Raw genomic sequence first — 25,617 nt, 5'->3', positions numbered from 1 at the left:
GTGACGGGACGGTGAACGTCGCGTGTCCGAGGTTGTCGGTATGGTCGGTCCGTGGTTGAACAGGTCTCCCCCGCGCTCGCTCGTCGCATCGCGCTGGCCGCCCAAGGGTTCGGCCGGCCGCGGCCGGCCGTGGTGGGCGCACGTCAGCTCAACGCGCTCGTCGACCGTCTCGGGGTGCTCCAGATCGACTCGGTGAACGTGTTCGAGCGCAGCCATTACCTGCCCGCCTTCGCCCGGCTCGGCGGCTACGACCGCACGCTGCTCGATCGGCTGACCTTCGACGCGCGCGGCCCGCACACCGAGTACTGGGCGCACGAGGCCGCGTTCATGCGCAAGGAGGACTGGCCGCTGTTCGCCTGGCGGATGCGCGACTACCGCGAGCGGTACGGCGGGCCCGGGAGCTGGTACGAGGTGAACGACGGGACCGTGGAGTGGCTGCGCGGCGAGCTCGCCGCGAGCGGCCCGCTGCTGGCGGGCGACATCGAGCACGACGCGAACCACCGCACCGGACCGTGGTGGGGATGGTCGGAGGTGAAGCGGGCGCTCGAGCGGATGTTCCTGTTCGGCGAGGTCGCGGTCGCGGGCCGCACGCGGTTCCAGCGGCGGTACGCCCTCACCGCCGACGTCCTGCCGGCCAGCATCCTCGACCGGACGGTGAGCGACGACGACGCGATCCGCGAGCTGCTGCGCCGTGCCGCCGTCGCGTACGGCATCGGCACGGCGCGCGACTTCGCCGACTACTACCGGATCAAGGGCCCGCGGGTCGCGGTCGCCCTGCAGGAGCTGGAGGACGCGGGCGAGCTCATCCCGGTGCAGGTTCCCGGCTGGGAGAGCGCGGGCCGACCGCTCCGGGCGTGGATGCACCGCGACGCCCGCAAGCCACGGCAGATCGAGGCCGCCGCCCTGCTGTCGCCGTTCGACCCCGTGGTCTGGTTCCGAGACCGGGCGCTGCGGATGTTCGGCTTCCACTACCGCATCGAGATCTACACGCCCGCCCCGAAGCGGGTCTACGGCTACTACTCGCTCCCGATCCTGCTCGACGACGCACTGGTCGGTCGCATCGACCTGAAGAGCGACCGGCAGGCCGGCGTGCTGCGCGTGCAGTCGGCGTGGACGGAGCCGGACGAGCCGCCGGTGACGCTCGACCGCCTGGTGCCGCTGCTGCACGAGACGGCGGCGTGGCAGGGGCTGGAACGGGTCGAGGTCGCGGACGGCGCCCGGGGAGACCTCGCTCCGCTGGTCGCGGCCGCGCTCTAGCGGGGAGTAGGGTGCGGGGCATGACGTCACCGCTGGACTACTTGGACGAGGACGGGGCCGACGAGGCCGACTACGAGTCGCCGATGCGCGAACTGTACGCGTACCGCGACGGCGATACCTGGCTGGACGGCATCGTCACCGGGGTGCGGCCGCACGGCGCCTCGGACGGCAAGACCCTCGTGCAGTTCGACGAGCGGCTGTGGGTTCCGGCCCGCGAGGTGAAGCGGTCGGATCACTACATCGCGGTGCTGCTGAACCCGGACTCCGAGGTCTACGCCGAGGTGCCACAGTCGTACGTCGACGGGCAGCCGAAGGAGATCATCCGCGACGTCTCGGCCCTCGGCGACGGCGACAACGTCGGCACCGAGTGGGGCCTGCTCGACGAGCCGCCGACAGGCACGCGCGTCCGCTACCGCTACACCGGCACCGCCGAGCTGCAGGTCCCGGACGACGTCGACGAGGCGACCGCGTAGCTGCGGCATCGTCGGATCGTCGGAGATACGGGGGGCAATCTCTGACGGTACAGAAGCGGCTACGCCGTGCGCCGCTGCAGGGTCAGGGCGCTCAGGACGATCGCGGCGAGCGCGAAGGCGCCCAGGATGAGGAGCTGGCCGCCCACGTAGGCGGCATCGTGCGTGTCGCCGGCGACCGCGTTGAGCGCATCCACCGCGTGCGACAGCGGAAGCCAGTCGCTGATTTCGCGGAGCCCGGCGGGGAGCTGGTCGCGCGGAAGGAAGATGCCGCCCAGCAGGATCTGCGGGAAGACGAGCAGCGGCATGAACTGCACCACCTGGAACTCGGTGCGGGCGAACGCGCTGGCGAACAGGCCGAGCGTGCTGCCGAGCACCGCATCCGTCACGGCGACCGCGACGAGCAGCCACGGGTCGCCCTTCACATCCAGCCCGCACACCCAGATCGCGTAGGCCGAGGCGAGCAGCGCCTGGACGATCGCGAGCAGCCCGAAGGCGATCGTGTAGCCGAGGATGAAGTCCCCTCGTCCGAGCGGCATGGACAGCAGCCGCTCGAGGGTCCCGGTCCGCCGCTCGCGCAGGGTGGTGATGGATGTGACCAGGAACATCACGATGAACGGGAACAGCGCCAGGATGGCCGGACCGATCGTCGCGAACACGGTCGTGTCGGTGAAGATCCACGCGACGAGGCCGATCAGCAGACTGGGCACGACCAGCAGCAGCACCACGGTGCGCGGGTCGTGGCGGATCTGGGTGAGCACCCGTCCGGTGGTCGCCAGCGTGCGCGTCGGGTTCATCGTGCCTCCTCCGGACGTGCGGCATCCGTGCCGGCGTTCCCATCTGTATCCGCATCCGCACCCGGCAGGGCGTGCCGGGCGTGGTGGCGGAGCAGCGCGAGGAACGCGCCCCCGGCGTCGTCCGCCCCCGTCTCCGCCAGCAGCTCGGCTGGGGTCGCGTCGGCGAGGACCGCCCCTTCGCGCATCAGGATGAGGCGGTCGCAGCGGCTCGCCTCATCCATCACGTGGCTGGAGACGAGGAGGCTGGTCCCCGCCTCCGCGAGCCGGTGGAACAGTCCCCACAGCTCGACCCGCAGCAGCGGATCCAGCCCGACCGTCGGCTCGTCGAGGACGAGCAGGTCGGGCGAGCCGAGGAGCGCGGCGGCGAGGGACACCCGGCTGCGCTGGCCGCCGGACAGTGTCGACACCAGGCGACGGGAGTGGTCGCCCAGGTCGGTCGCCTCGATGGCGCGCTCGACGTCGTCCTTCCCCGCTCCGAGCACCCGGCGGAAGTAGTCCAGGTTCTGCCGGATGGTCAGGTCGTCGTACACGCTCGCCGCCTGCGTGACGTAGCCGACCCGGTGACGCAGCGCCGCGGATCTCGCGGGCTGCCCGAGCACCGAGACGGTCCCGCCTTTGATCTTCTGCACACCGACGATGGCGCGCATGAGGGTCGTCTTCCCGCATCCACTCGGCCCCAGAAGCCCGACCACCTGGCCGCGCGGAATGTGCAGGTCGAGCGCCGGGATGACGTCCGTGCGCCCGCGACGCACGTGCAGCCCCTCGATCAGGACGGCAGGCTCGACCGCATCCGACGAATTCATCATGTGCTGAATTATTCGCCTCCCGCGGCCCCGTCGTCAAGAGAGCGTCGAGCCGGATCCTCCGAACAGGTGGTACTGCAGCACCGGACCGACACGGCGCACCAGCTCCTCGGCCGGAGTGCTCGCGATCGGCTCGACCTGGAGCCCGTAGCGCGTCATCATGACCCCGACCAGCTGGGATGCCGCGAGCTCGCCGCGCAGGGTCGCATCCGGCTCGTCGGAGAGGGCGGCCAGCTTCGACAGGACCTCGCGCGACAGGAACTCGCGCACCATCCGGGTGCCGGGTCCGCTGCCCAGGATGGTGCGCAGGATGACGATCATGCGACGCGCGGACTTGTCGTCGTCGAGCTGCTCCAGCAGATACCGCACCAGGGACTCGCCGACCGCCTCCCTCGGCCCGGCGAGCACGATCTCGAGCATCCGGTCAGGGCGCAGGGGCGCCTCCAGCGTGGCCGCGAACAGATCCGGCTTGCCGTCGAAGTAGTGGTGGACGAGGGCGGAGTCGACCCCTGCGCGGCGCGCGATGGCACGGAGCGACGCAGCCTCGTAGCCGCGCTCGGCGAACTCCTCCGCCGCGGCGCGGAGGATGCCGGCTCGTGCCGAAGCCGCGCCGCGCTCCTTGCGCGGCCGGCCGGGGCGCCGTCGTTCCGCCAGCTCACTCACGCCCCCATTCTGCACCGGCCGGGGCCGTGTGCGCCTGCCTGTCCGAGGGCGAGGCGGTTGCTTCGAGTGTGATGGGAACGGAGTGGGAGGCCGCTCCGCCAAAGCTAGGATGTGGTCTGCGCATCTGCGTAACCCGGCGCTAGGTACACAAGGAGTTCTTCGAACATGGAATGGCTCATTCCGGTCATCATCATCGTCGTCATCGTGGCGATCATCGGGATCTATCTGTGGGCCACCTACAACTCCCTGGTCACCCTGAAGGTGCGTGTCGACGAGGCGTGGAGCGACATCACCGTCCAGCTCAAGCGGCGCGCCGACCTCATCCCGAACCTCATCGAGACGGTCAAGGGATACGCCGCGCACGAGAAGGGCGTGTTCGAGTCGGTGACGCAGGCGCGCGCCGAGACGCTCTCCGCGCAGAGCCCGGGTGAGGCGTCCGTCGCCGAGAACCACATGCAGACGGCGCTGAAGAGCATCTTCGCGGTGGCCGAGGCCTACCCCCAGCTGCAGGCGAGCCAGAACTTCCTGCGACTGCAGGCCGACCTGGTCGACACCGAGGACAAGATCCAGGCTTCACGCCGGTTCTACAACGGTGGCGTCCGCGAGTTCAACACCAAGATCAGGGTCTTCCCGAACAACATGTTCGCCCGGCGCCTCGGCTTCACGGGCCGCGATTTCTTCGAGGTCGACAACCTCGCAGCCATCGCCGAGCCCCCGCGCGTCCAGTTCTAGGGCGTAGATGTACAGGGCGATCGCCAGGAACAAGCGCAACACCGTCTTCATCATCCTGCTCTTCCTGGTCCTCATCGGTGCGCTCGGATGGCTGGCGGCGTACATCTATCAGAGCTACACGATCCTCGTGGTCGTGGTCATCGGGGCCGTGCTCTACGCGCTCTTCCAGTACTACTTGGCGAGCAGCCAGGCGCTGAGCATGTCGGGCGCCATCCCCATCCAGAAGGCCGACAACCCGCGGCTCTGGAACGTGGTCGAGAACCTGTCGATCACGACGGGGACCCCGATGCCGGCGGTCTACATCGTGAACGACCCGGCGCCGAACGCCTTCGCGACCGGTCGTGACCCCGAGCACGCGTCGGTCGCCGCGACCACCGGACTGCTCGACATCATGACCGACGCCGAACTCGAGGGCGTCATGGCGCACGAGCTCGGGCACGTCCGCAACTACGACATCCGGCTCGGGATGATCGTGTTCGGCCTGACCGTCGCGATCGGGTTCATCGCCGACATCTTCCTGCGGATGGCCTTCTTCGGCGGCAACCGGAACAACAACAACGGCGGCGGCAACCCCGTCGTCCTGGTGTTCGGCCTGGTCGCCGCGATCGTCGCGCCGCTGGTGGCGACCCTCGTCCAGCTGGCCGTCTCGCGGCAGCGGGAGTACCTGGCGGATGCGACCGGCGCCATGACCACGCGTCACCCGGACGCCCTGGCGAGCGCGCTGCTCAAGCTGGAGGCCTACGGCCGCCCCATGCGGAAGCAGAACTCGTCCATGGCTCACCTGTGGATCAACGACCCGCTGAAGCCCGGCCTCATGGCGCGACTGTTCTCCACGCACCCGCCGATCCCCGAGCGCGTCGAGCGCCTCGAGGAGATGGGCGGCAGCTTCTGAGGGCCCAGGACTTCTAGGGGCCGAGGACGCGGCGCAGGTACGCGTTCTCGAAGCGGCGCTCGGGATCGAGCCGGTCGCGGACCGCGAGGAAGTCGTCGAAGTGCGGGTACAGCGTCCGCAGGGCGTCCGCATCCCGGGTGTGCAGCTTGCCCCAGTGCGGTCGGCCCTCGTGGGCGACCATGATCTCCTCCACGGCGCCGAAGTACTCGCGATGGTCCTCCCGGTAGTACCGGTGCACGGCGATGTAGCCGCTCGCGCGTCCGTGCGCGGTCGACAGCCAGTTGTCGTCGGCTGCCGCGCTGCGGACCTCGATCGGGAACGAGATGCGCCAGCCGCGGCGCTCGATCAGCGCCTTCACCTCGGCGAGCGCAGACGGGACCGCCTCCCGCGGCAACGCGTACTCCATCTCGCGGAAACGCACCGTGCGATTGGTGACGAAGACGCGCGGCGAGTGGTCGGTGAAGTCCCGGTTGCCGGTGAGCCGCTGCGCCAGGCGGCTGAACGGCGGGACCGCGGCCGGAGCGACCGTGCCGATGGCGCAGACCCCGCGGTAGAGGCCGTTCGCGAGCAGCTCGTCGTCGACCCAGCGCCCGACGGGATGCAGCGGCTTGCGTTCGGCGGTGAGCGGCAGGCGGGTGTTCGTCTTGGTGAGGGCCGTCTCGGTGTGCGGGAACCAGTAGAACTCGAAGTGGTCCTCCGCCGCCGATCGCTCCCCATAGCTCTCGAGGGCCGCCTGCAGCGGCTCCGGGCGCTCGACGGCCTGGAGCAGGTAGGCCGGAACGCACTGGATGGTGACGTCGACGATCACCCCGAGGGCGCCGAGCCCGAGTCGGGCCGCCGGGAGCAGCTCGGCGTTCTGCGTCTCGTCGATGCGCAGCAGCTCGCCGGTCCCGGTGACCAGCGTCAGGCCGACGATCTGGGTGGCGAGACCGCCGAACGATCCGCCGGTCCCGTGCGTGCCGGTGGAGGTGGCGCCGGCGATCGTCTGCCGGTCGATGTCGCCCATGTTCTCGAGCGCCAGGCCGTGGGGCCCGAGCAACTGCGGCAGCTGGTGCAGGCGCGTCCCGGCGGCGAGCGTCACGCGCCCGCGTTCGAGGTCCACATCCACGATGCCGCTGAGGTCGTCGAGGTCGAGCTGCACTCCGGGAGCCACCGCGATCCCGGTGAAGCTGTGCCCGGCTCCGACCGGCTTGATGCGCATCCCCTTGGTCGCGGCCGCCAGCACGGCCCGCTGCACCGCTTCCGGGGTCGCCGGGCGCTCCACCCGCTGCGGGCGCACGGCCTCGGTGCGGCCCCAGTTGCGCCACAGGCCGCCGGCCGCCGTCACAGGAACACCCTGCCGTCGCCCCGGTACGTGGGCGCGACGCCGACGACGCGGGCGCGGCCGTCGACCGTGTCGACCAGCTGGAACCCGTCGACGTGCTCGCTCAGCTCCCCCGACTTCGTGTGCCGCAGCCACACGCGGTCGCCGATGCGCATCACCCCGGCCGCCGCTCCCGTCAGCGGGGTCTGCACCTCGCCCGCCATCTCGCGCGCCACCATCGACAGGCCGGTCGGCCACTCGACCTTCGGGAGCCGGTCGGCTCCGGGAGGGCCGGACGCGATCCAGCCGCCGCCGAGCAGCACCGCGGTCTCCGCATTCGGCCGCCGGACGACGGAGAGGGCGAAGGACGCCGCGGGTGCCGGATGGAAGCCGCGGTAGGTGTCGAAGAGGTGCCCGCCGAACAGGCCGCTTCCGGCGGCGATCTCGGTGACCGACTCGTCGGAGGCGGTGAACTCGATCGAGCCCGTCCCGCCGCCGTTCACGAATTCGAGCTCGGCGAGACCGCGGACCGCCGAGACGGCCTCCCCTCGGCGGCCGAGCAGCTCCTCGCGCGAGTTCTTCTGCACCCAGCGCAGCGTCGCGCCCCAGGCGGGCTTGCCGGTCGGGTTGTCGCCCTGACCGGCGATCTGCGCTTCGTACCCCATCATCCCGACCAACGCGAACCCCGGGCGTCGGACGATCGCCTCGGCGACCGCGCGGACGGACTCCGCCGAGTACAGCGGGGAACGGAACACGCCGACGTGGCCGAGCACCGGGGCCTGCCACGACGAATCAAGCTCGAGGCACAGACGGATGGTCTCGCGCTGCGCCGGCGGGACGACCGCGTCGATGAAGTCCAGGTGGGCGACCGAGTCGACCATGAGGGTGACGCGCGACGCCAGCTCCGGCGAGGCCGCCAGCCGCGCGATGGCCGCGCGGTCGGCCGTCGGGTACCCGACCACCACATCCTCGATCGCGGGGTGCTCGGCGTCGCCCTCGGCGAGCCACAGCCCCTCGGGGAGCGTGTAGGCGAGCACGCCCGCGTACCCGGGGAGGGCGAGCACCGCATCCAGCACCGAGCGCACGCGCACCGACTTGGAGGCGACCCGGATCGCCTTCGCGGGCCGGCCGGCGCCGGAACCGCTCGCCGCGCGGCGCAGCAGGTCGTGCGCATTGTGCCGGAGCGCCGGCAGGTGCAGCACCGCGAGCGGAGGATCGAGCCGCACGGTCGCGGCCGAGAGCGACGGCCAGAACACGTCCGGCGTCGTCCAGGTACGCTCCGCTGCGACGGGCGGAGTCGAGAGGTCGAGGTCGGTCATCAGCGCACCGCTTTCACTCGGGCGACCGCGAGCGCGCCGGCGAAGGCGAACACGGCCGAGAGGACGAAGAGCCCCGCGAAGCCGCCCAGGGCGGCGACGATCATCGCGCCGAACAGCGGCGCGACCGCCTGCGGGACGGCGAGGGCGATGTTCATGATGCCGAGGTCCTTGCCGCGGCTCTCGGGATCGGGCAGCACCTGGGTGGCGAGCGCCTGATCGACCGACAGGAAGCAGCCGTAGCCGATCCCGAGCAGGCCCGCCGCGATGATGGCGACCGACAGCTCCGGCACGAAGGCGAGCAGCAGGGCGGCGATGCCCTGCACGGCCGACGAGGCGAAGACGAAGGCCTTGCGCCTCCCGAGCCGGTCGGAGAGCCGCCCGAGCACCAGCGAGGCGATGATGACGAACACCATGTAGACGAGGATCAGGATGAGGAGGTCGTCGTCGGCATTCGGGTCGCGGAGGCCGAACTCCAGGAAGTAGAGCAGCAGCGACGTGCCGAACGCATTGCCGAAATTGACGAGCACACGGCTGAGCAGCGTCCAGCCGAAGTCGGGATGCTCGCGCGGGCTGATCCACAGGCCCTCGATCACGCCGCGCAGCGACATCCGCTCCCGCAGCTCCTTCGGCAGCACCGCGTCCGGAAGGAACAGGAACGGCAGCACCAGCAGCAGGAGGAGGACCGCCATGGCGGTGTAGCCGACGAGTGCTCCGGTGAAGACGTAGGTGACGAGCGCGACGCCCAGGATGATGCCGATGGCCTGAGGTGCACTGATCCAGCCGCTCACGTAGCCGCGCTGGTCGACCGGGACCTGGTCGCTGATCGTCGCGGTGAGAGCGGCGGTGAGGATGCAGAAGCCGGTCAGCGCGAGCGACCAGAACACGCCCATCCCGACCATCGTGGTCTGCAGCCCGAGCAGCACGAGCGAGACGGCGAACACCACCGCGCCCGCCGCGATCCACGGCCGGCGGCGGCCGAACCGGCTCGTCGTGCGGTCCGAGAGGGCGCCGGTCAGCGGGTACGCGACGATCGCGCAGACACCCGAGATGCCCGAGATCACGCCGAATGCGATGACGTTCTGCACCCAGTCGTCGGTGTTCAGGCGGGCCTGCACCTGGTCGGGCAGGAGCTTCTGGATGGGCGCGAGCTGCGCCATCCACACCCCCAGCCAGCCGATGGCGAAGGCGGCGATCCACCGGCCCGGGACCTTGCGGACCGGTTCGGCGAAGACAGCGGGCGTCGTGGTGTCCGTCATCGTGCTCCTGCGTTCGTGGTGGGCTGCCGGACCGGCGTGGCGAGGGCTGCGAGCGCGTCGGCCGCGACGTCCATCACGGCTGCCGCCGCGGCGTCGTCGCGGGTGACCAGCCAGCCGACGGTGAGGCCGTCGGTGAAGGAGACGAGGATGCGCGCGATCTCGTCCACCGGCCGCGTCCACTCGTGCGCCGTGAGCCGCGCTGCGTCGGCGGCGGCCTGCGCGGCGACCTCGTGGTAGCGCGCGTACTGCCGGCGGGCGAGCGACTCGAAGCCGGGCTCGCGCAGCGCCCACTGTGTGAGCTCGAACATCGCCTTCTCGCGGTCGGGGTCGGCGCAGACGCCGTCGAAGTAGTGCTGGAGGCCCGCGCGGATCGCCTCGCGTATCCCGATCTCCCCGGCGTCGCCGGAGAGCGCGGGCGCCAGGTCGGTCTGCTCGCTCTCGACCGCCGCCTCGATCAGTTCGGCCATCAGCTCGTCGCGGGAGGAGAAGACGTAGTGGAAGCTCGCCAGCGGCATCCCGGCTTCTCCGACGATGCGGCGCGTCGTCGCGGCGGCCACGCCGTCCCGGGCGACCACGCGCAGCGCGGCCTGCACCAGTGCGGTACGACGGTCTGCGACCGGGATGCGCGTCATCCGGACTCCTGACGGATCTGCCGCGCACCATCGCGCGGGAGAAAGTGGGACACCTGACCCAGATCACAGTATGCCGTAAATGCTACGGATGCGTTTGACAGGGACGGCCGCTACCCCCTGGAATGGGGTGGAATGCGGGGATTTACGAGCGATGTGTCACCACCAGTCCGGCCACGGGGGTCGATCGGACTGGTGTCTGTGGCGAGCGTCGCCGCCCTCGCCGCGCTGCTGCTCAGCGCCGTCGGACTGATCGCCACCGCCCCTCCCGCGTCCGCCTCTCCCGGCCCCGCCGTCTCCGCACCGCAGCCCGCGATCACCGCCTCCACAGCCACAGCATCCTCCCCGCCCCGGGAACTCCAGCGCCCGACCGCGCAGTCCACGCCGTCCGCCGTCGCACCGACGAGCACGTCGACCCCGACATCGACGCCGTCCTCTCCGCCGCCCACACCCCGGCCGCCCGTCCTGAACGCTCTGCCGAGCGGTCTGGTCCGCGCCTTCCCGCTCGTCGTCTCCGGCTCGGGGACCAGCGGGGATGTCATCCGCGTCTCGGGCGGCTCGTCGCCCGGCGCCGCGGAGAGCTGCCAGGCGACGGTCGGCAGCGACGGACGATTCAGCTGCGGCCTGCAGTCGCTGCCCGACGGGCCCGGCGTCCCGGTGCGCGCCGAGTCGGCGACGACGGGCGCCTCCGACACCGACCGCGTGGATGTCCTCCGGCCGCCGGTGATCGCCGCCCAGGGGGTCGTGGCGACCGGCGGCGGGGTCCGCGGGACCGCCTACCCGAACGCCCGCGTCACGGTCACCGCCGACACCGGCGCCACCTGCACCTTCCCGGCCGACTCGAGCGGGGCGTGGGGATGCGTCCTCAGCGGTACCCTGCCGGACGGCCCGCACAGCGTGACGGCGACCCAGGTCGCCGGCTTCTCGACGCAGCGTTCCGCGAGCAGCCCCCGCGTCCGGATCGACATCGACCGCACGGCGCCCGCTGCTCCCGTGATCACGACGCCCGCGTCGGACGGCTCCGCGACCGCCGGCCAGCCGGTCGGCTTCGGCGGAACCGGCGAGAGCGGCGCCCACGTGACCCTGTACGCGACCACCCCGCAGGGGGCGACGGTCGTCTGCACCGCGACCGTCGCCGGCGGCGCTTGGTCGTGCCAGGGCACGCTGCCGGACGGTGCGTACACGCTGTCGGCCCTGCAACGGGACGCCGCCGGGAACGTCAGCCCCGGGAGCAACTCCATCGCGCTCGCCGTGACCGGTGCTGGCGCATCCACCGACCCGTCGCCGAGCCGCACGCCGAGCCCCACCGCGGCTCCCGTGGCCCCTGCTCCCGCGGCACCGGTGGTCCCGCCCGCGCGCCTCCCACCTCCGGACACCGATGACTGGATCGCCACCCCGTTCTCCACCACGTCGGCGCCCGTCGTATCGTCGGAGGCGCTGCCGGGGTGGATGCGCTCCGTCGGCCTCGCGGTGGCCGCCATCCTGCTCCTGGTCCTGCCCGCCCGGCTGCTGACGGTCTCGCTCGCGCGCGGCCGCTCGGAGCGCGGGCAGCGTCGCCCGGTGTCCGTCTTCGGCCGCAACCGGCCGCGGTCGGATGTGTCGGACGCGTCGGCGTTGTTCGGCGGGGGGTTGTTCGGCGGAGCGAAGGCGTCCGTGTCGGGTCCGTTGGCGGCCGCGGCCGGTTCGGGTGCGTCCGCGTCGGCTGCCTCACCGGGGTCGCCGGGGTCGCCGGGATCGCCTGCCGGTCGCCCGCAGCCGCTCTGGCTCGCGCCGGCGGTCACGGGTGCGGCCGCGCTGCTGGTCACGCTGTCCACGCCCCTTCCCGATCCTGCCGCGTATCTGCGCGTGCTGCTCGCGGTCGTCGTGGCGGTCGGCGCGGTCAACGCCATCTGGGTGCTCGCGGGTCGCGGCCTTGCTCCGCACCTGGGACTGCCCGTCCCGCGCCTGATCGTGCGGCCGGGCATGCTCGTCGTCGTGGCGGTCGCGGCGATCGGCTCCCGCTTGCTGGGTCTCTCCCCTGCGCTCCTCTTCGCCCTGGTGCTCGGGCTGTCGATGGGACCCCACGCCGGTCGCGTGCGACGGGGCCGGATCGCCGCCGTCCAGGTGTCGGCCGTCGCCGCCCTCGGCGTGCTCGCGTGGCTGGCGGTGGGTCTGGTCGGCACGCCGACGGGCGTGTTCAGCGCCTTCCTGCTCGAACTCGCCAACGCGCTGGCGCTCGTCGGGATCGGCTCGGCGGCCGTGATGCTGCTGCCGCTCGGCGGCCTGGCCGGGCGCGCCATCGCCCGGTGGTCCCGGTGGCTCTGGGCGGGCCTGAGCCTCGTGGTCTACACGGTGCTGTTCGCGCTCCTCCTGCCGGTCGCCTCCCTCATGCAGCGCGGGGTGGGAGCCGTGGTCATCATCGGCGCCGTGCTCTGCTTCGCCGCCGCGAGCGTGGCCGTGTGGCTGTGGGAGCGGTACGTCGCGCCCGCGCTCGACCGCACTGTGCCGTAGCTGCGTCCGCGCCAGCGTCAGCGCCAGCGTCAGCGCCAGCGTCAGCGCCTCAGGACGGGGTCAGCGCCTCCACGTAGAACCAGTCCCGCTCCTCGCGGACGAAGCGCGACACCTCGTGCAGCGCGCCCCGGTCGGAGCCCTTGTAGTACGCGACGAACTCGACCACGCCGTCCCGATCGAACGGGCCACCGCGCTCGGTGCGCTGGATGTCGAGCCGGTACCACCGTAGGTCCGGGTCGAGAGTCAGCTCGGTCGGCCGGGTGGACGGATGCCAGCTGCGCAGCAGGTAGTCGGCGTCCCCGAGCGCGAAGGCGCTGAAGCGCGACCGCATGAGCCGCTCGGCGGTGGGCGCCGGCTCGCCGCGGTGCAGCGGACCGCAGCAGGCGTCGTACGTCTCGCCGCTGAGGCAGGGGCACCGGGTGGTCACCGTCCGAGCCTATCGGCGGCGCCGCGGGGCTTCGGCCCGTGCGAACGAGTGGAGGTCCGGCCAACGCCCGCGTCGGGGGATCCCGGGCGCCGGCCGGACCGGGGACACCTCACCAGAAAGGGTGTCGTGACTAGTCTGCGACGTCAGGATGGAGAGTCCCTTCGGGCGGCCTGAAGGTCTTCGCAGACGCCTACGCAGACGACTCCGCGCCCGCCGCGACGACGCAGAACCGGTTGCCGTCAGGATCGGCGAGGACGACGTAGTCGGCGCCCTCCTCGTAGTCCCACTCGACATGGGCGGCACCCAACGCGACCAGCCGCTCGACCTCGGCCGCCTGGTCGTCCGCGTACAGGTCGAGGTGGTGGCGCGGGCTCGGGTTCGCCTCGCTGCCGACCAGCTTCAGGGCGAGCTGCACACCGTCCCCGTCGACCGGTTCGAGCAGCGCCCAGTCGACGTCGGGCTCGGAACGCGGCCGGTATCCCAGCGCAGCCGTCCAGAAGGTCACCGCACGCGGGAGGCTGCGCACACCCCAGACGATGGATCCGATGGAGATCATGCGACCACCATCCGCCCGGACGCGGGCCGAGGCAAGCACTCCGACGGTGTAGCGTTGGGCCCATGGAAGGTCTGCTCATCGGTTTCATCTGGCTCGTCATCATCGTCGGCGGCGGCATCGCCACCGCGGGCGTCATCCAGTTGATCAAGTCCCCGTACCGCGACCGCTAACCCGCCCGCACCCCCGACCGGCGCCGCCGGACCCGGCCCCCATAGCCCAATCGGTAGAGGCAGGCGACTTAAACTCGCCCGAGTGTGGGTTCGAGTCCCACTGGGGGTACTGCACTCTCGGCCGCGCACGATGCGTGCCACGACGACGAAGGCCCGGTCCCCTTTCGGGGCCGGGCCTTCGTGCGTGCGCTCGTGCGTTACTTCGCGGTGACTTCCGCCGGCTGCTTGGCCGGGTCGACCTTCTTGCGGGCCGGGGCCTTCTTCACCGGCTCGGCCGGAGCGGCCTCCACGGCCGGCTTCGGGCGGGCGGCGAACTCTTCGAAGTTGGCGCGCGGGTGCTGCACGGCCTCGAGCGAGACGATGTCGCGACCGAGCCAGACGTTGTTCCACCAGCCCCAGATGACGCGCCACTTGCGCTCCCACGACGGCATCGCCAGGCCGTGGTAGCCGCGGTGGGCGAGCCAGCCGATCGGGCCCTTGATGGCGATCTTGCCGGACTGCAGCACGCCGATGCCGACGCCCAGGCCGGCGACCGCGCCGAGGCTCTTGTGGTAGTACTGGCGCGGCAGTTCGCCGCGCAGCGACGCCACGATGTTCTTGGCGAGGAGCTTGCCCTGGCGCACCGCGTGCTGAGCGTTCGGCACGCAGTATCCGCCGACGCCCGCGCCGGTGAGGTCGGGAACGGCCGACACGTCGCCCGCGCCCCACGCGTCCTCGATGATCTCCTCATCGGTGCCGACGCGAAGGTCCGCACGGACGCGCAGACGACCGCGCTCCTCGATCGGGAGGTCGGTGTGACGGACGATCGTCGGGTTCGCCATCACGCCGGCGGTCCAGACGATGAGGTCGGTCTCGAAGGTCTCACCCGTCGACAGCTGGATGACGCCGTCCACCGCGCTGCTGAGCTGCGTGTCGAGGTGGATCTGCGCCCCGCGCTCGGCGAGGTTCTTGATCACCCAGTAGCTCGTCTTCAGCGACACCTCCGGCATGATCCGGCCCATAGCCTCGATCAGGTGGAAGTGCGTGTCCTCGAACGCGATCTCCGGGTAGTGCTTCAGGAGATTGCTGGCGAACGAGCGCAGCTCGGCGAAGATCTCGATGCCGGCGAAGCCGCCGCCGACGACCACGACGGTGAGCAGACGGTCGCGCTCCGGGCCGGCAGGAAGCCCGGCGGCCTTGTCGAAGTTGGTGAGGAGCTGGTCGCGGATGTACACGGCCTCCTCGATGTTCTTGAGGCCGACGGCCTGGTCGGCGACGCCCGGGATCGGGAACGTGCGCGACACGGCGCCCGCCGTCACCACGACGATGTCGTACGCGAACTCGTACGCCTCGCCGACGGGCGGCTGGATGGTCGCCACCTTGCGTGCGTGGTCGACGTACGTAACCTTCGCGGTGATGACGTTGGTGGTCTTCAGGTGGCGGCGGTGGGCGACGACCGCGTGGCGCGGCTCGATGGAACCCGCGGCGACCTCCGGGAGGAACGGCTGGTACGTCATATACGGCAGCGGGTCCACCATGGTGACCTCGGCCTCGCCCGGGCGGAGCTGTTTCTCGAGCTTCCACGCGGTGTAGAAGCCGGCGTATCCGCCGCCGACGATCAGGATTTTGGGCACAGTGATGCGTCTCCTCAACACGAAAGTTTGGGCCTACATTACTCCTTGCTGCGCATTCGCCTGAAATGGACCCACGCGCCGACGCCGCCGAGGGCGGCGAGAGCGAGGAAGCCGGCGATCAGACCGAATGGCAGCCAGAATGCTGTGAGGACGCTCCATTGCGGCCAGAAGAACTGCTTCCATGGTACCGCGCGTTCAGGGGTCAGCTTCGCCGGCGCGGGCGCAGCCTGGGGTTCGCCGGGCGAAATGGTCGACGGCGCTTCGGTCGACGGTGTCGCGGCGCGGCGGTGGATGCGGATCCACTCGCCCAGGTCACCCATCGGATTCGCCGTCACATGCGGGACGGGCGCGGTGACGGCCGCCGCCGCATCCAGCAGGCCGAAGCCGTAGATCGGGCTGGGCACGGCGCCGCCTGCGGGCTTCGCTGTGCGAATGATCCGCTCGATGACATCGGAAGCGCTGAGCTCGGGATGCGCGGCGCGAGCGAGCGCGACGGCCCCGGACACCAGCGGCGCGGCGCCGCTCGTGCCCGCCCACTGCACGTACCCGCCGCCCGGGTTCGCCCCGACCAACTGCTCGCTCGGCGCAGACACTCCGATGGTGATGCCCTGGGCGGACGCGTCGAAGCTCGCGGTTCCGCGGCGATCGACGCCCGCGACGGTCAGCACACCGGGGATCGTCGCCGGCGCACCGACCTCGCTCGTTCCGCTGCCGCGGTTGCCCGCGGCTGCAACGATGACGACGTCGTGCGCGAACGCGTACTGGAACGCCTCGTCCCAGCTCGCCGGCCAGTCCAGGGTGTTGCGGGTGAGCGACATGTTGATTACGGAGGCCCCGTTGTCGACGGCCCAGTGGATGCCCTCGGCGATCTGCTCGTCGCTGCCGACCGGTCCCATCGCCTTACCGAGGGCGACGGAGACGGCCAGTATCCCGGCCTCGGGGGCCGCACCGAGGACGCCGTTCGCTCCGCCCGTCCCCCGCCCTGCGAGCAGGGAGGCCACCCACGTCCCGTGGTTCGCGCTCTCGGCGTCGCCGAGCGGCTTCTCGCCGGAGGCCGCACCCACGCCCGACACGTCCGTCCCACCGGTGACCGCCCCCGCCAGGTCCGGAACGGACCCGTCGACGCCGGTGTCGATGATGGCGACCTTCACGCCCGCTCCGCGGGTCGTGTTCCAGGCCTGGGTGAACCCGTAGTCGTTCAGCCAGTACTCGAGGTCGCGCACCTGGTCGGCGTGCGCCGGAGCCGCCGGGAGGATCGTGGAGCCGAGAGTCGAGGCGAGTGCGACCGCCGCGGCGGCGGCGAGGGTGGCGAGACCGCGTCGCGGCGGGCGGGGATTCCGGCCACGTCGCGGACGGACCCGGTGGTTGCCGTCCGTGCGGTCCGGTGAGCGCTCGTGCGTGCGCCCGCGCATCCCCTCCCCCATTCGAGCGTTCCTACCCGGCGACGTCGATGCGGCACTCGCACACCGCGGGCGACCATCCGCCGCGGGCGAGGGCCAGGTCGCCGATCGGGTTGACGCCCGGGCCGGCCGCGAGGGCCTGCGCGGCGACCGCGTGCAGGCACTTCACCCGCGCGGGCATACCGCCGGCCGAGATCCCGGAGAGTTCGTCGACCACGGCGATGGACTCGCGGTCGGCCAGGTACTGCTCGTGCGCGGCGCGGTACTGCGCGGCGAGCTCGTCGTCGGACGTCAGCAGCTCGTTGTACTCGTTCATCACCTGCGTGGCCTCGAGCGCCGACATGGCGGCCGTGGCCGCGGGATGCGTGAGGTAGTAGAAGGTCGGGAACGGCGTCCCGTCGTCGAGGCGCGGCGCCGTGGAGACGACGGTCGGACGGCCGCACACGCAGCGCGCGGCGATGCCGACGACGTTGCGGGCCGGGCGGCCGAGCTGCTCGGAGACGACCGCGATGTCCTCGGCGGTGACGGGGTCGAACGGGGGTCTGGTCATGGAGGTCAGGGTTCTTACTTGTTCGGGGCGGGCGAGGCCGGCGCCGGGGTGGGCGCCGGCGTGCCGCTCAGCTGCTGGGGGGTCGCATCCGTCAGCCCGGCGCCCATGAGGGAGCCGAACAGCGAGCCCACCCAGTCGGTCTGCGTCTTCACCAGCTTGGAGCTGACGGGAGCGGACTCCTGCTTGGCCGCGGCCGGGCGGTCGTCGACGACGAGGTAGCTGACTTCGCCGGGGAGGACGTAGTAGAGCCGGTCGCGGGCCTGGGCGCGCAGGTAGCTCGGGTCGTTCCACCGGGCCCGCTGGTCCTTGAGCGTGTCCACCTGCGTGGCGAGCTGGTCGACCTGGTGCTGCTGGTCGGCGATCTGCTGGCGCTGCGAGAGGAACGCCTGGACGGTGGGAGCGAGGATGAGCACGGCCAGCACCAGCACGCCCATCATCACCAGCGAGAACGCCGAGAAGTGCAGCTGGCGCAGCCAACGGCCGGTCTCGGAGGGGCGGGACATGCGCACCGGGACGCGTCGCGCGCGCGGCTTCGGCATGGCCCCTCCGGGTGGTGCGGTGGCGGTGGAACGGGGCCGGGCGGCCCCCTCTCATCGTAAGCGATGAGGCTGTGCGTCCCGGAGCCGGGGCGGGGTGTCGGGATGCCGTCAGCCGCCGGTCAGGATGGCCGCGAGCCGGATGGACCCCAGCACGATGAACGCCCCCGCGCCGATGGTGAAGACCGCGCCGAGAGCCCGGGCGTCGCGCGCCCGGAACCGCCGCCGCGCATCCGCGTCGGCGAAGAAGGCGGCGGTGCGCCCGGGCCGCAGCAGCAGGAAGACGCCGAGCACGCCGAACAGCGCGGCCAGCGCGAGGAACAGCACGAGCGGGACGGCCTCCGACTCGGTGGTCATGGCAGCCTCCCTCCCCGCTCCCTGCACGATACCGGGGCATCGAGTGGTGAGTCGTTGCTCGAATCCGGGTCGAGTGGTGAGCACATGTCGCAACTCGGCGTGAGGTGCTGGTAGGTGCGGGCGACACGCGGCGCGGCGGCGCAACGTCGAGCACCTCAGCGCAGGCGGAGGGGGCGGCGACGGAGGCGCGGGCGCGGAGACGCGGACGGCCCCCGGGGGTTCCCCGGGGGCCGTCCGTGCGCGGTGCGTTACGCGATGAAGCGCGGGAAGGCGCTGCGGCCGGCGTAGACGGCGGCGTCGCCCAGCTCCTCCTCGATGCGGAGCAGCTGGTTGTACTTCGCGACGCGCTCGGAGCGGGCCGGGGCGCCGGTCTTGATCTGGCCGGCGTTCGTGGCGACGGCGAGGTCGGCGATCGTCGTGTCCTCGGTCTCGCCGGAGCGGTGCGAGAGCACGGCGGTCATGCCGCTGCGCTGCGCGAGCGACACCGCGTCGAGCGTCTCGGTGAGCGTGCCGATCTGGTTGACCTTGACGAGGATGCTGTTGGCGGCGTGCTTCGTGATGCCGTCGGCGAGGCGCTTCGGGTTGGTCACGAACAGGTCGTCCCCGACGAGCTGCAGCTTGCTGCCGAGCTCGGCGGTCAGGTGGGCCCAGCCCTCCCAGTCGTCCTCGGCCAGCGGGTCCTCGATCGAGACCAGCGGGTAGTTGGCCGCGAGCTCGGTGTAGTACGCGCTCATCTCGGCGGCCGTGCGGTCCTGGCCCTCGAAGCGGTACACGCCGTTCTCGAAGAACTCGGTGGAGGCGACGTCGAGCCCGAGCGCGATGTCGCGGCCGACGGTGAAGCCGGCCTTCTCGATCGCCTCGGAGATCAGGTCGAGCGCCGCGCGGTTGTTGTCGAGCTCGGGTGCGAAGCCGCCCTCGTCGCCGAGGCCGGTGTTGAGGCCCTTCGACTTCAGAAGCGCCTTCAGCGAGTGGTAGGTCTCGACGCCCCAGCGGAGGCCTTCGGAGTAGGTCTCGGCGCCGATCGGCAGGACCATGAACTCCTGGATGTCGACGCCGGTGTCGGCGTGCGCGCCACCGTTGATGATGTTCATCATGGGCACGGGCAGCACGTGCGCGTTCGGGCCGCCGACGTAGCGGAAGAGGGGCAGGTCGGCCGAGTCCGCCGCCGCCTTGGCGACGGCGAGGCTCACGCCGAGGATGGCGTTGGCGCCCAGGCGCTTCTTGTTGTCGGTGCCGTCGAGCGCGATCATCGCGTCGTCGACGAGGCGCTGGTCGGCGGCGTCGAAGCCCTCGATCTCGGGGCCGATCTCGTCGAGCACGGCGTCGACGGCCTTGAGCACGCCCTTGCCCTGGTACCGCTCCTTGTCGCCGTCGCGCAGCTCGTAGGCCTCGAAGGCGCCGGTGGAGGCGCCGGACGGGACGGCGGCACGGCTCACGGTGCCGTCTTCGAGGAGCACCTCGACCTCGACGGTCGGATTGCCGCGCGAGTCCAAGATCTCGCGAGCGCCTACAGCTTCGATTGCAGCCACAACTGTCTCCTTGCGTGGTTTTTGTGGGATTCCGCAGTCAGTCTAGTGACGACGGGTGCCGGGCTAACCCAGCGGCTTGAGCTCGAGTGCGGAGGCGTCTTGCGTGTCGGTGTTCACGAACGCGAAGGAGCGGAAGCCCGACGCGGCGGCGCGGTCGAGCACCGCCTTCATGTTCTTCGCCCGGCGGTCGAGCCGGACACGGCTGCCGCGGCCGATGAGCTCCGACTTGATGGCGAGCAGCCGGTCGAGCGGGACGAGGGGGTCGTAGACCAGCACGACGGACTCCTGCGCGGCGTCCTCCGGCAGCTCGATGAGGTCGACCACCCGCTCGAATCCGATGGAGAACCCGGCCGCCGGCACGTCGGATCCGAGGAAGCGCCCGATCATCCCGTCGTAGCGTCCGCCCCCGCCGACCGACGAGCCGGAGCCGGGGTGCGAGATCTCGAAGATCGTTCCGGTGTAGTAGCCCATCCCGCGCACCAGCGTCGGGTCGAAGCGCAGCTTCACTCCCGGCGGCAGCGTGTCGAGTGCGTGCGCGAGCGCCTCCAGATCGGCCACTGCATCGGTATCGATGCCCTCCGGGAGGATGCCGGTGATCGCCTCGACGGTGAGCTCGACTCCCCCCTCGGCGAGGTGGGGCTCGAGGTCGCCGAGGATGCCGCCGAGCACGGACGCGGAGTCGGCTCCGCCCTCGGCCAGTTCGGCCACGACGCCCGTCGCACCGATCTTGTCGAGCTTGTCGATGGAGATGAGCACCTGCGGCCAGCGCACCTCGTCGAAGCCGCAGTACTCCAGGATCCCGTTCAGGATGCGACGGTCGTTGATGCGGATCGTGCAGTCGTCGAGGCCGAGCGCCTCGAGAGCGGCCGCCGTGGCGGTGATCAACTCGACCTCGGCGAGCTGCGACGCCTCGCCGATGATGTCGATGTCGCACTGCACGAACTGCCGATACCGGCCCTTCTGCGGGCGCTCCGCCCGCCAGACGGGCGCGATCTGGATGCTGCGGAACACCGGAGGCAGCTCCGCGCGGTGCGACGCGTAGAAACGCGCGAGCGGAACCGTGAGGTCGAACCGCAGGCCGAGGTCGGCGAGGCCGAGCAGGTCGCCCGAGTCGATCGCCGCGGCGAGGTCGTCGCCGTCGAGTCCGCGCTTCAGGATGCTGAACGAGAGCTTCTCGTTGTCGCCCCCGAGGCCCGAGTGCAGCCGCTCGACGTCTTCGACGACGGGGGTCTCGATCTCATCGAACCCGTGGGCGGAGAAGCTGCGCCGGATCACCCCGAGGGCATGCTCGCGGCGGGCTTTCTCGCCAGGGAGGAAGTCGCGCATGCCGCGGGGCGGAGTGATCGGTGAGGCCATGCGTCGATTCTTCCACGAAGGTCCCCGGCACCTCCCCGGGCGATCGGCGACCTGGGGAAAGCGCACGGTCCCAGCAGCCTGTGGACACCTCCCCGGGGGATGGAGACCGCCACCCCGACGCGCGTACCATCGCACGCGTAGCCACCCTGATGCCGTGCCGACGCGTCCGGCTCGGTGGCGTCCTCCCCGGAGGACCTGGCATGAGTCGCATCCGCCCGACCGCGGCGCTTGCTCGCTGCCAGACACGATCGACAACGCGTCCGCCCAGAGTCCAGGAGCGCGCCGCCGCGAGGCGCCGCCTCACCCGAATGGCGAACGGAATCCAGGCGGACGCGCTGCCGGTCACCCGGCGGCTCCCCCGGGATGCTCGCGCGCGGCGACTGCCGTCGCCGTCGTCGACCGCACTGGCGCCACGGAGAGATTAGGTTAGGCTTGCCTAAGACGGCCACGATCGCCGTCGACGCCCATCGTCCCCCTCCCGAGGAGAACCATGCTGCCTGTCCCCCGCGCCGCCCGCCGGTCGCGTCTCGCCCTGATCGCCTCGACGGTCGCCGCCGCCGCCCTGGTCCTCACCGGCTGCAGCGCCGGCGGATCCGCCGGGCAGAGCACCGCCTCCGGGGAGTCCGGCGCCTTCCCGGTGACCGTGAAGAGCGCGCTCGGGCCGGCCGAGATCGAGCAGAAGCCGACCCGCGTCGCGACCTGGGGATGGGGTGCGCAGGACATCGTGCTGGCGCTCGGCATCGTCCCGGTCGCGATGCCGTCGTTCAGCTACGGCGGAAACGCCGACGGCGTGCTGCCGTGGGATGCGGACAAGATCAAGCAGCTGGGCGGGAAGACGCCGCAGCTGCTCAACGCCGACACGGGCGAGGTCCCGTTCGAGGAGTTCGTCACCGCGAAGCCGGATGTCATCCTCGCGCCATACTCCGGGATGACGCAGGCGGAGTTCGACACCCTCAGCAAGATCGCCCCGGTCGTCGCCTACCCGGAGAAGCCCTGGTCGACGAGCTGGCGCGACCAGACGGCGATCGTCGGCAAGGCGCTCGGCCTGACGAAGGAGGCCGACGCACTGGTGAAGAAGACCGAGGACGCGGTGACCACCCTCGCCGACAAATACCCGGTCATCAAGGACAAGACCTTCTTCTACGCCGCCGCGAACGAGCCCGGCAAGCTGAACGTCTACCGCGCGGACGACCCGCGGGTCCAGCTGCTCAACGATCTCGGGCTGAAGAACTCGCCCAGCATCGACGCGCTCGACCCCTCGAAGGGCGACGGCAGCTTCTACTACCAGCTCAGCAACGAGAACCTCTCCAAGATCGATACCGATCTGCTGGTCATGTACTTCGACAAGCAGTCCTCGGTGGATGCGTTCACCGCCGACCCGCTCGTCGCCGCCATGCCGACCATCAAAGACGGACGCTTCGCCCCGATCGTGGGCGAGTCGTTCGTCGCCGCGACCAGCGCGCCGAGCGTGCTCAGCATCCCGTGGATGCTCGACCGCTACGTGCCCGAGCTGGCCAAGGCCGCCGACAAGGTCGAGTAAGAGCCGATGCCCGCGAGCGTGACCGCCCCGGCGGCTCCGAAACCGGACGCCGGGCGTGTGGGGACCTCCCCCCGCGCGCGGCGCCGGCGCCTGCTCGCGGGCTTCGTCGTCGCCGGCGTGCTCCTGGTGCTCGTGACGGTCCTGAGCCTGCTGGTGGGAGCGCGCGGGATCCCTCCCGCCGATGTGCTGCACGCGCTCCTCCACTACGACCGGACGGATCCCGACGCGCTCGTCGTGGTCGACAGCCGTCTGCCGCGCACGCTTCTCGGCCTCGCCGCCGGGCTCGGGCTGGGACTCGCGGGAACCGTCATGCAGGGCCTGTCGCGCAACCCCCTGGCCGATCCGGGCATCCTCGGCGTCAACTTCGGCGCCTCCCTCGCGGTCGTCGTCGCGATCGCCCTGCTCGGGGTGACCGCCCCATCCGGCTACCTGTGGTTCGCCTTCGCGGGCGCGGCCCTCGCCTCGGCGCTGGTGTACGCCATCTCCTCGCTCGGCCGTGAGGGCGCGACGCCGGTGAAGCTGGCGATCACGGGCGCGGCCGTCTCGGCCGCCCTCGGGTCGCTCATCACCGCGGTGGAGCTGACGAGCCGCGTCTCCCTCGACGCCATGCGGTTCTGGCAGGTCGGCTCGCTCGCGGGACGCGGCTTCGGCATCCTCTGGCAGGTGCTGCCGACCCTGGCTCTCGGCGCTGTCCTGGCCCTCGGGCTCGGGCGACTGCTCAACGGCCTCGCGCTCGGCGACGATGTGGCTCGCGGCCTCGGCCAGCGCGTCGGCGTGACCCGTGCGCTGTGCGGGGTCGCCGTCGTGCTGCTGTGCGGGTCGGCCACCGCGGCGGTCGGTCCCATCGCCTTCGCCGGGCTCATCGTGCCTCACATCGCACGGCGGGTCGTGGGGGCCGACTACCGCTGGGTCCTCGCCTACTCGGCGGTCATCGCACCGACCCTGCTGCTGGGATGCGACATCCTCGGACGCGTCGTCGCGCCTCCCGGGGAGCTGCAGGTCGGGGTGGTGCTGGCGTTCGTCGGCGCGCCGCTGTTCATCGCGCTGGTGCGCCGCCGACGGCTGGCGAGCCTGTGAGCCGGGATGCGACGAGCGGCACGGCCATAGCAGCGCCGACGCCCTCCGCCGCCCTCGCCGCTGTCCGCCGCGACCGCCGGCAGGGACGCACGCGCACCATCCGCGTGTCCGTCCTGCTCGCGCTCGTCGTCCTCCTCGTCGCCGCCGTCTCGCTCACGCTCGGGGCGGCCGCCGTCGCTCCGGCCGACGTCCTCGCGGCGCTGATCGGCCGGGCCGACCGGCTGACGTCGTTCGTCATCCTGGACCTCCGTCTCCCGCGCCTCGTCGCCGGCGCCCTGGTCGGCGCCTGCCTGGGACTCTCGGGCGCGCTCATCCAGTCGGTCGCACGAAATCCGCTGGCCAGCCCCGACATCATCGGCATCACCGCCGCGGCGAGCGCCACCGGCTCGATCGCATTGATCTGGTTCGGGCTGACCGGCCTCGCGCTCTCCGGCATCGTGCTCGGCGGCACGCTCGCCGCCGCCGCGCTCATCTACCTGCTGGCCTGGCGGCGTGGGATCAGCGGGTACCGTTTCGTGCTGGTGGGGGTCGGCATCGCGGCGTTCTGCGGCGGCATCGTCTCGTACGTGCTCACCCGGGCGGACATCACGGATGTGCAGCAGGCGCTGGTCTGGATCACCGGCAGCCTCAACACGGTCGATCCGACAGCCCTCCTGGTCCTTGCGATCGGGACCGCCGTGCTCCTGCCCTGCGCGCTGGTGGTCGGCCGCCCGCTCGGCGCCCTCTCCCTCGGCGACGACCTGGCCTCCGGAATCGGCGTCCGGCCGGAGCGCACACGCCTGCTGGTCGTCGCGGTGGCGGTCGCTCTCGCGGCCATCGCGGTCGCGGTCGCCGGACCGGTGTCGTTCGTCGCGTTCCTCGCCGCGCCGATCGCGCGGGGGCTGATCGGGCGCGGGTCGCTGGCGTTGATCCCGTCCGCTCTGCTCGGGGCGCTCATCCTGATCGTCTCGGACATCGTGGCGCAGTTCGCGATCCCGGGTGTCGTCCTCCCCGTGGGAGTCGTCACCGGGATCGTGGGCGCGCCCTACCTGCTCTGGCTGCTGGCCAGGACCAACCGCGTGGGCCGTGGAGGCTGACATGACATACGAATCGCCGGCCGCCGTGCCGGAGCTCGCCGCCCGCGACCTGTCTCTCGCCTACGAGGGCCGCGTGGTGGTCGACGGGCTCGACCTCGACGTCCCCGCCGGGCGGGTGACCGCCATCGTCGGCCCGAACGCGTGCGGCAAGTCGACCCTGCTGCGCGGGCTGTCGCGGCTGCTCGCCCCCGCAGCGGGCACCGTGCTGCTCGACGGCGCGGACATCCACTCGTTGCCCACCAAGCGGGTGGCCCAGCGGCTCGGACTGCTGCCGCAGAGCCCGACCGCCCCGGACGGCATCACCGTCGCGGACCTGGTGTCGCGCGGCCGCTACCCGCACCAGGGCTGGTTCCGGCGCTGGACCGCGGACGACGACGCAGCGGTCGCGGAGGCGATGGTCGACACGGGGATCGCCGACCTCGCGGACCGCCCGGTCGACGAGCTCTCCGGCGGTCAGCGGCAGCGGGTGTGGATCGCGATGGCGCTCGCCCAGCGGACCGACATCCTGCTGCTGGACGAGCCGACCACCTTCCTCGACATCAGCCACCAGCTGGATGTGCTGGACCTGCTGCTCGACCTCAACGCCGCACGCGGCGCCACGGTCGTCATGGTCCTGCACGACCTGAACCTCGCGGCGCGGTACGCGGACCACCTGGTCGCGATGCGTGCCGGGTCGATCGTCGCGGCGGGCGAGCCGGCCTCGGTCGTCACCGCCGACCTGGTGCGCGAGGTCTTCGGCGTGGAATCGGTGATCGCCGACGACCCGGTGACCGGGACACCGCTCGTCGTGCCGCTCGGACGGCACCACCGCGCGTGATG

General features: G+C 71.5%; 25 protein-coding genes and 1 tRNA gene. 10 read left to right on the top strand and 16 right to left on the bottom strand.

Annotation, left to right across the window (positions count from 1 at the left end; translation table 11 throughout):
* Positions 1–51 precede the first annotated feature (51 nt).
* Positions 52–1,257 (top strand): winged helix-turn-helix domain-containing protein, encoded by a 1,206-nt coding sequence (locus QRN40_RS13145; RefSeq protein ID WP_285116125.1) that lies wholly within the window; start codon positions 52–54, stop codon positions 1,255–1,257.
* A 20-nt stretch (positions 1,258–1,277) separates the two neighbouring features.
* Complete coding sequence (locus QRN40_RS13140) at positions 1,278–1,730, top strand: hypothetical protein (protein WP_285116123.1); 453 nt, start codon at positions 1,278–1,280, stop codon at positions 1,728–1,730.
* Positions 1,731–1,789: 59 nt separating this feature from the next.
* On the opposite strand, the gene QRN40_RS13135 is transcribed toward QRN40_RS13140, so the two are convergent.
* The 3 genes from QRN40_RS13135 to QRN40_RS13125 are packed head-to-tail and all read right to left on the bottom strand — an operon-like array spanning position 1,790 to position 3,990.
* Complete coding sequence (locus tag QRN40_RS13135; protein ID WP_285116122.1) at positions 1,790–2,524, bottom strand: ABC transporter permease; 735 nt, start codon at positions 2,522–2,524, stop codon at positions 1,790–1,792.
* A complete protein-coding gene (locus tag QRN40_RS13130; protein WP_502878939.1) occupies positions 2,521–3,327 on the bottom strand; it encodes an ABC transporter ATP-binding protein in 807 nt (268 codons plus the stop codon). Before QRN40_RS13130 ends, QRN40_RS13135 begins: the two co-directional genes overlap by 4 nt.
* A 36-nt stretch (positions 3,328–3,363) precedes the next feature.
* A complete protein-coding gene (locus QRN40_RS13125; protein ID WP_285116120.1) occupies positions 3,364–3,990 on the bottom strand; it encodes a TetR/AcrR family transcriptional regulator in 627 nt (208 codons plus the stop codon).
* 165 nt (positions 3,991–4,155) lie between these two features.
* On the opposite strand from QRN40_RS13125, the gene QRN40_RS13120 reads away from it, so the two are divergent.
* Positions 4,156–4,722 carry a LemA family protein gene (locus QRN40_RS13120; RefSeq protein WP_285116119.1) on the top strand — a complete coding sequence of 189 codons (567 nt, stop codon included), beginning with the start codon at positions 4,156–4,158 and terminating at the stop codon, positions 4,720–4,722.
* Positions 4,723–4,729: 7 nt separating this feature from the next.
* A complete protein-coding gene (locus QRN40_RS13115) occupies positions 4,730–5,614 on the top strand; it encodes a M48 family metalloprotease (RefSeq protein ID WP_285116118.1) in 885 nt (294 codons plus the stop codon).
* A 13-nt stretch (positions 5,615–5,627) separates the two neighbouring features.
* Here the strand turns inward: QRN40_RS13115 and QRN40_RS13110 are convergent, their stop codons facing one another.
* From QRN40_RS13110 to QRN40_RS13095, 4 genes are read right to left on the bottom strand one after another with little or no spacing between them, the layout of a single operon-like run.
* Entirely contained in the window at positions 5,628–6,941 is a 1,314-nt protein-coding gene (locus tag QRN40_RS13110; protein ID WP_285116117.1) for a D-arabinono-1,4-lactone oxidase, read from the bottom strand.
* On the bottom strand, positions 6,938–8,236 hold the full coding sequence (locus QRN40_RS13105) for a type III PLP-dependent enzyme domain-containing protein (RefSeq protein WP_285116116.1): 1,299 nt from the start codon (positions 8,234–8,236) through the stop codon (positions 6,938–6,940). The genes QRN40_RS13110 and QRN40_RS13105 overlap by 4 nt, the downstream gene beginning before the upstream one ends.
* Positions 8,236–9,492 carry an MFS transporter gene (locus tag QRN40_RS13100; RefSeq protein WP_285116114.1) on the bottom strand — a complete coding sequence of 419 codons (1,257 nt, stop codon included), beginning with the start codon at positions 9,490–9,492 and terminating at the stop codon, positions 8,236–8,238. Before QRN40_RS13100 ends, QRN40_RS13105 begins: the two co-directional genes overlap by 1 nt.
* Positions 9,489–10,124, bottom strand: coding sequence for a TetR/AcrR family transcriptional regulator (locus QRN40_RS13095; RefSeq protein ID WP_285116113.1), 636 nt, complete (start codon positions 10,122–10,124; stop codon positions 9,489–9,491). The genes QRN40_RS13100 and QRN40_RS13095 overlap by 4 nt, the downstream gene beginning before the upstream one ends.
* Before the next feature lie 192 nt (positions 10,125–10,316).
* Between QRN40_RS13095 and QRN40_RS13090 the strand changes: the two genes are divergently transcribed.
* The gene (locus QRN40_RS13090; RefSeq protein WP_285116112.1) at positions 10,317–12,611 is read left to right on the top strand and encodes an Ig-like domain-containing protein; all 2,295 of its coding nucleotides are present in this window, start codon (positions 10,317–10,319) and stop codon (positions 12,609–12,611) included.
* Positions 12,612–12,660: 49 nt separating this feature from the next.
* Here the strand turns inward: QRN40_RS13090 and QRN40_RS13085 are convergent, their stop codons facing one another.
* A complete protein-coding gene (locus tag QRN40_RS13085) occupies positions 12,661–13,038 on the bottom strand; it encodes a YchJ family protein (RefSeq protein ID WP_285116111.1) in 378 nt (125 codons plus the stop codon).
* 190 nt (positions 13,039–13,228) lie between these two features.
* Complete coding sequence (locus QRN40_RS13080; protein ID WP_285116110.1) at positions 13,229–13,594, bottom strand: VOC family protein; 366 nt, start codon at positions 13,592–13,594, stop codon at positions 13,229–13,231.
* Positions 13,595–13,799: 205 nt separating this feature from the next.
* On the opposite strand from QRN40_RS13080, the gene QRN40_RS13075 reads away from it, so the two are divergent.
* Positions 13,800–13,873, top strand: a tRNA-Leu gene (locus tag QRN40_RS13075).
* A gap of 88 nt (positions 13,874–13,961) precedes the next feature.
* On the opposite strand, the gene QRN40_RS13070 is transcribed toward QRN40_RS13075, so the two are convergent.
* The 7 genes from QRN40_RS13070 to hisS all read right to left on the bottom strand — a co-directional run bounded on the left by QRN40_RS13070 (position 13,962) and on the right by hisS (position 21,105).
* Positions 13,962–15,377 carry an NAD(P)/FAD-dependent oxidoreductase gene (locus QRN40_RS13070; protein ID WP_285116109.1) on the bottom strand — a complete coding sequence of 472 codons (1,416 nt, stop codon included), beginning with the start codon at positions 15,375–15,377 and terminating at the stop codon, positions 13,962–13,964.
* 38 nt (positions 15,378–15,415) lie between these two features.
* Positions 15,416–16,789: a S8 family serine peptidase gene (locus QRN40_RS13065; protein ID WP_285116108.1), complete on the bottom strand. Its 1,374-nt coding sequence runs from the start codon at positions 16,787–16,789 to the stop codon at positions 15,416–15,418.
* A gap of 22 nt (positions 16,790–16,811) precedes the next feature.
* Entirely contained in the window at positions 16,812–17,327 is a 516-nt protein-coding gene (locus QRN40_RS13060) for a DUF501 domain-containing protein (protein ID WP_285116107.1), read from the bottom strand.
* 14 nt (positions 17,328–17,341) lie between these two features.
* Positions 17,342–17,866, bottom strand: a complete 525-nt coding sequence (locus QRN40_RS13055; protein ID WP_285116106.1) for an FtsB family cell division protein — start codon at positions 17,864–17,866, stop codon at positions 17,342–17,344.
* A gap of 108 nt (positions 17,867–17,974) precedes the next feature.
* Positions 17,975–18,220: a hypothetical protein gene (locus tag QRN40_RS13050; RefSeq protein ID WP_285116105.1), complete on the bottom strand. Its 246-nt coding sequence runs from the start codon at positions 18,218–18,220 to the stop codon at positions 17,975–17,977.
* Positions 18,221–18,468: 248 nt separating this feature from the next.
* Positions 18,469–19,749, bottom strand: coding sequence for a phosphopyruvate hydratase (gene eno, locus QRN40_RS13045; protein WP_285116104.1), 1,281 nt, complete (start codon positions 19,747–19,749; stop codon positions 18,469–18,471).
* A gap of 63 nt (positions 19,750–19,812) precedes the next feature.
* Positions 19,813–21,105 (bottom strand): histidine--tRNA ligase, encoded by a 1,293-nt coding sequence (hisS, locus tag QRN40_RS13040; RefSeq protein ID WP_285116103.1) that lies wholly within the window; start codon positions 21,103–21,105, stop codon positions 19,813–19,815.
* Positions 21,106–21,595: 490 nt separating this feature from the next.
* On the opposite strand from hisS, the gene QRN40_RS13035 reads away from it, so the two are divergent.
* The 4 genes from QRN40_RS13035 to QRN40_RS13020 are packed head-to-tail and all read left to right on the top strand — an operon-like array spanning position 21,596 to position 25,615.
* Positions 21,596–22,645, top strand: a complete 1,050-nt coding sequence (locus tag QRN40_RS13035) for an iron-siderophore ABC transporter substrate-binding protein (RefSeq protein ID WP_285116101.1) — start codon at positions 21,596–21,598, stop codon at positions 22,643–22,645.
* A gap of 6 nt (positions 22,646–22,651) precedes the next feature.
* Complete coding sequence (locus tag QRN40_RS13030) at positions 22,652–23,722, top strand: FecCD family ABC transporter permease (protein WP_285116100.1); 1,071 nt, start codon at positions 22,652–22,654, stop codon at positions 23,720–23,722.
* On the top strand, positions 23,719–24,798 hold the full coding sequence (locus QRN40_RS13025) for a FecCD family ABC transporter permease (protein WP_285116099.1): 1,080 nt from the start codon (positions 23,719–23,721) through the stop codon (positions 24,796–24,798). Before QRN40_RS13030 ends, QRN40_RS13025 begins: the two co-directional genes overlap by 4 nt.
* A 1-nt stretch (position 24,799) precedes the next feature.
* Entirely contained in the window at positions 24,800–25,615 is an 816-nt protein-coding gene (locus QRN40_RS13020) for an ABC transporter ATP-binding protein (RefSeq protein WP_285116098.1), read from the top strand.
* The last annotated feature ends 2 nt before the right edge of the window (positions 25,616–25,617 follow it).

The sequence above is a fragment of the Leifsonia sp. fls2-241-R2A-40a genome, assembly GCF_030209575.1.
In the GTDB taxonomy this organism is placed as follows: domain Bacteria; phylum Actinomycetota; class Actinomycetes; order Actinomycetales; family Microbacteriaceae; genus Leifsonia.
The sequence above is the reverse complement of the archived record's forward strand: the minus strand, read 5'-3'. Positions and strand labels throughout refer to the sequence as shown.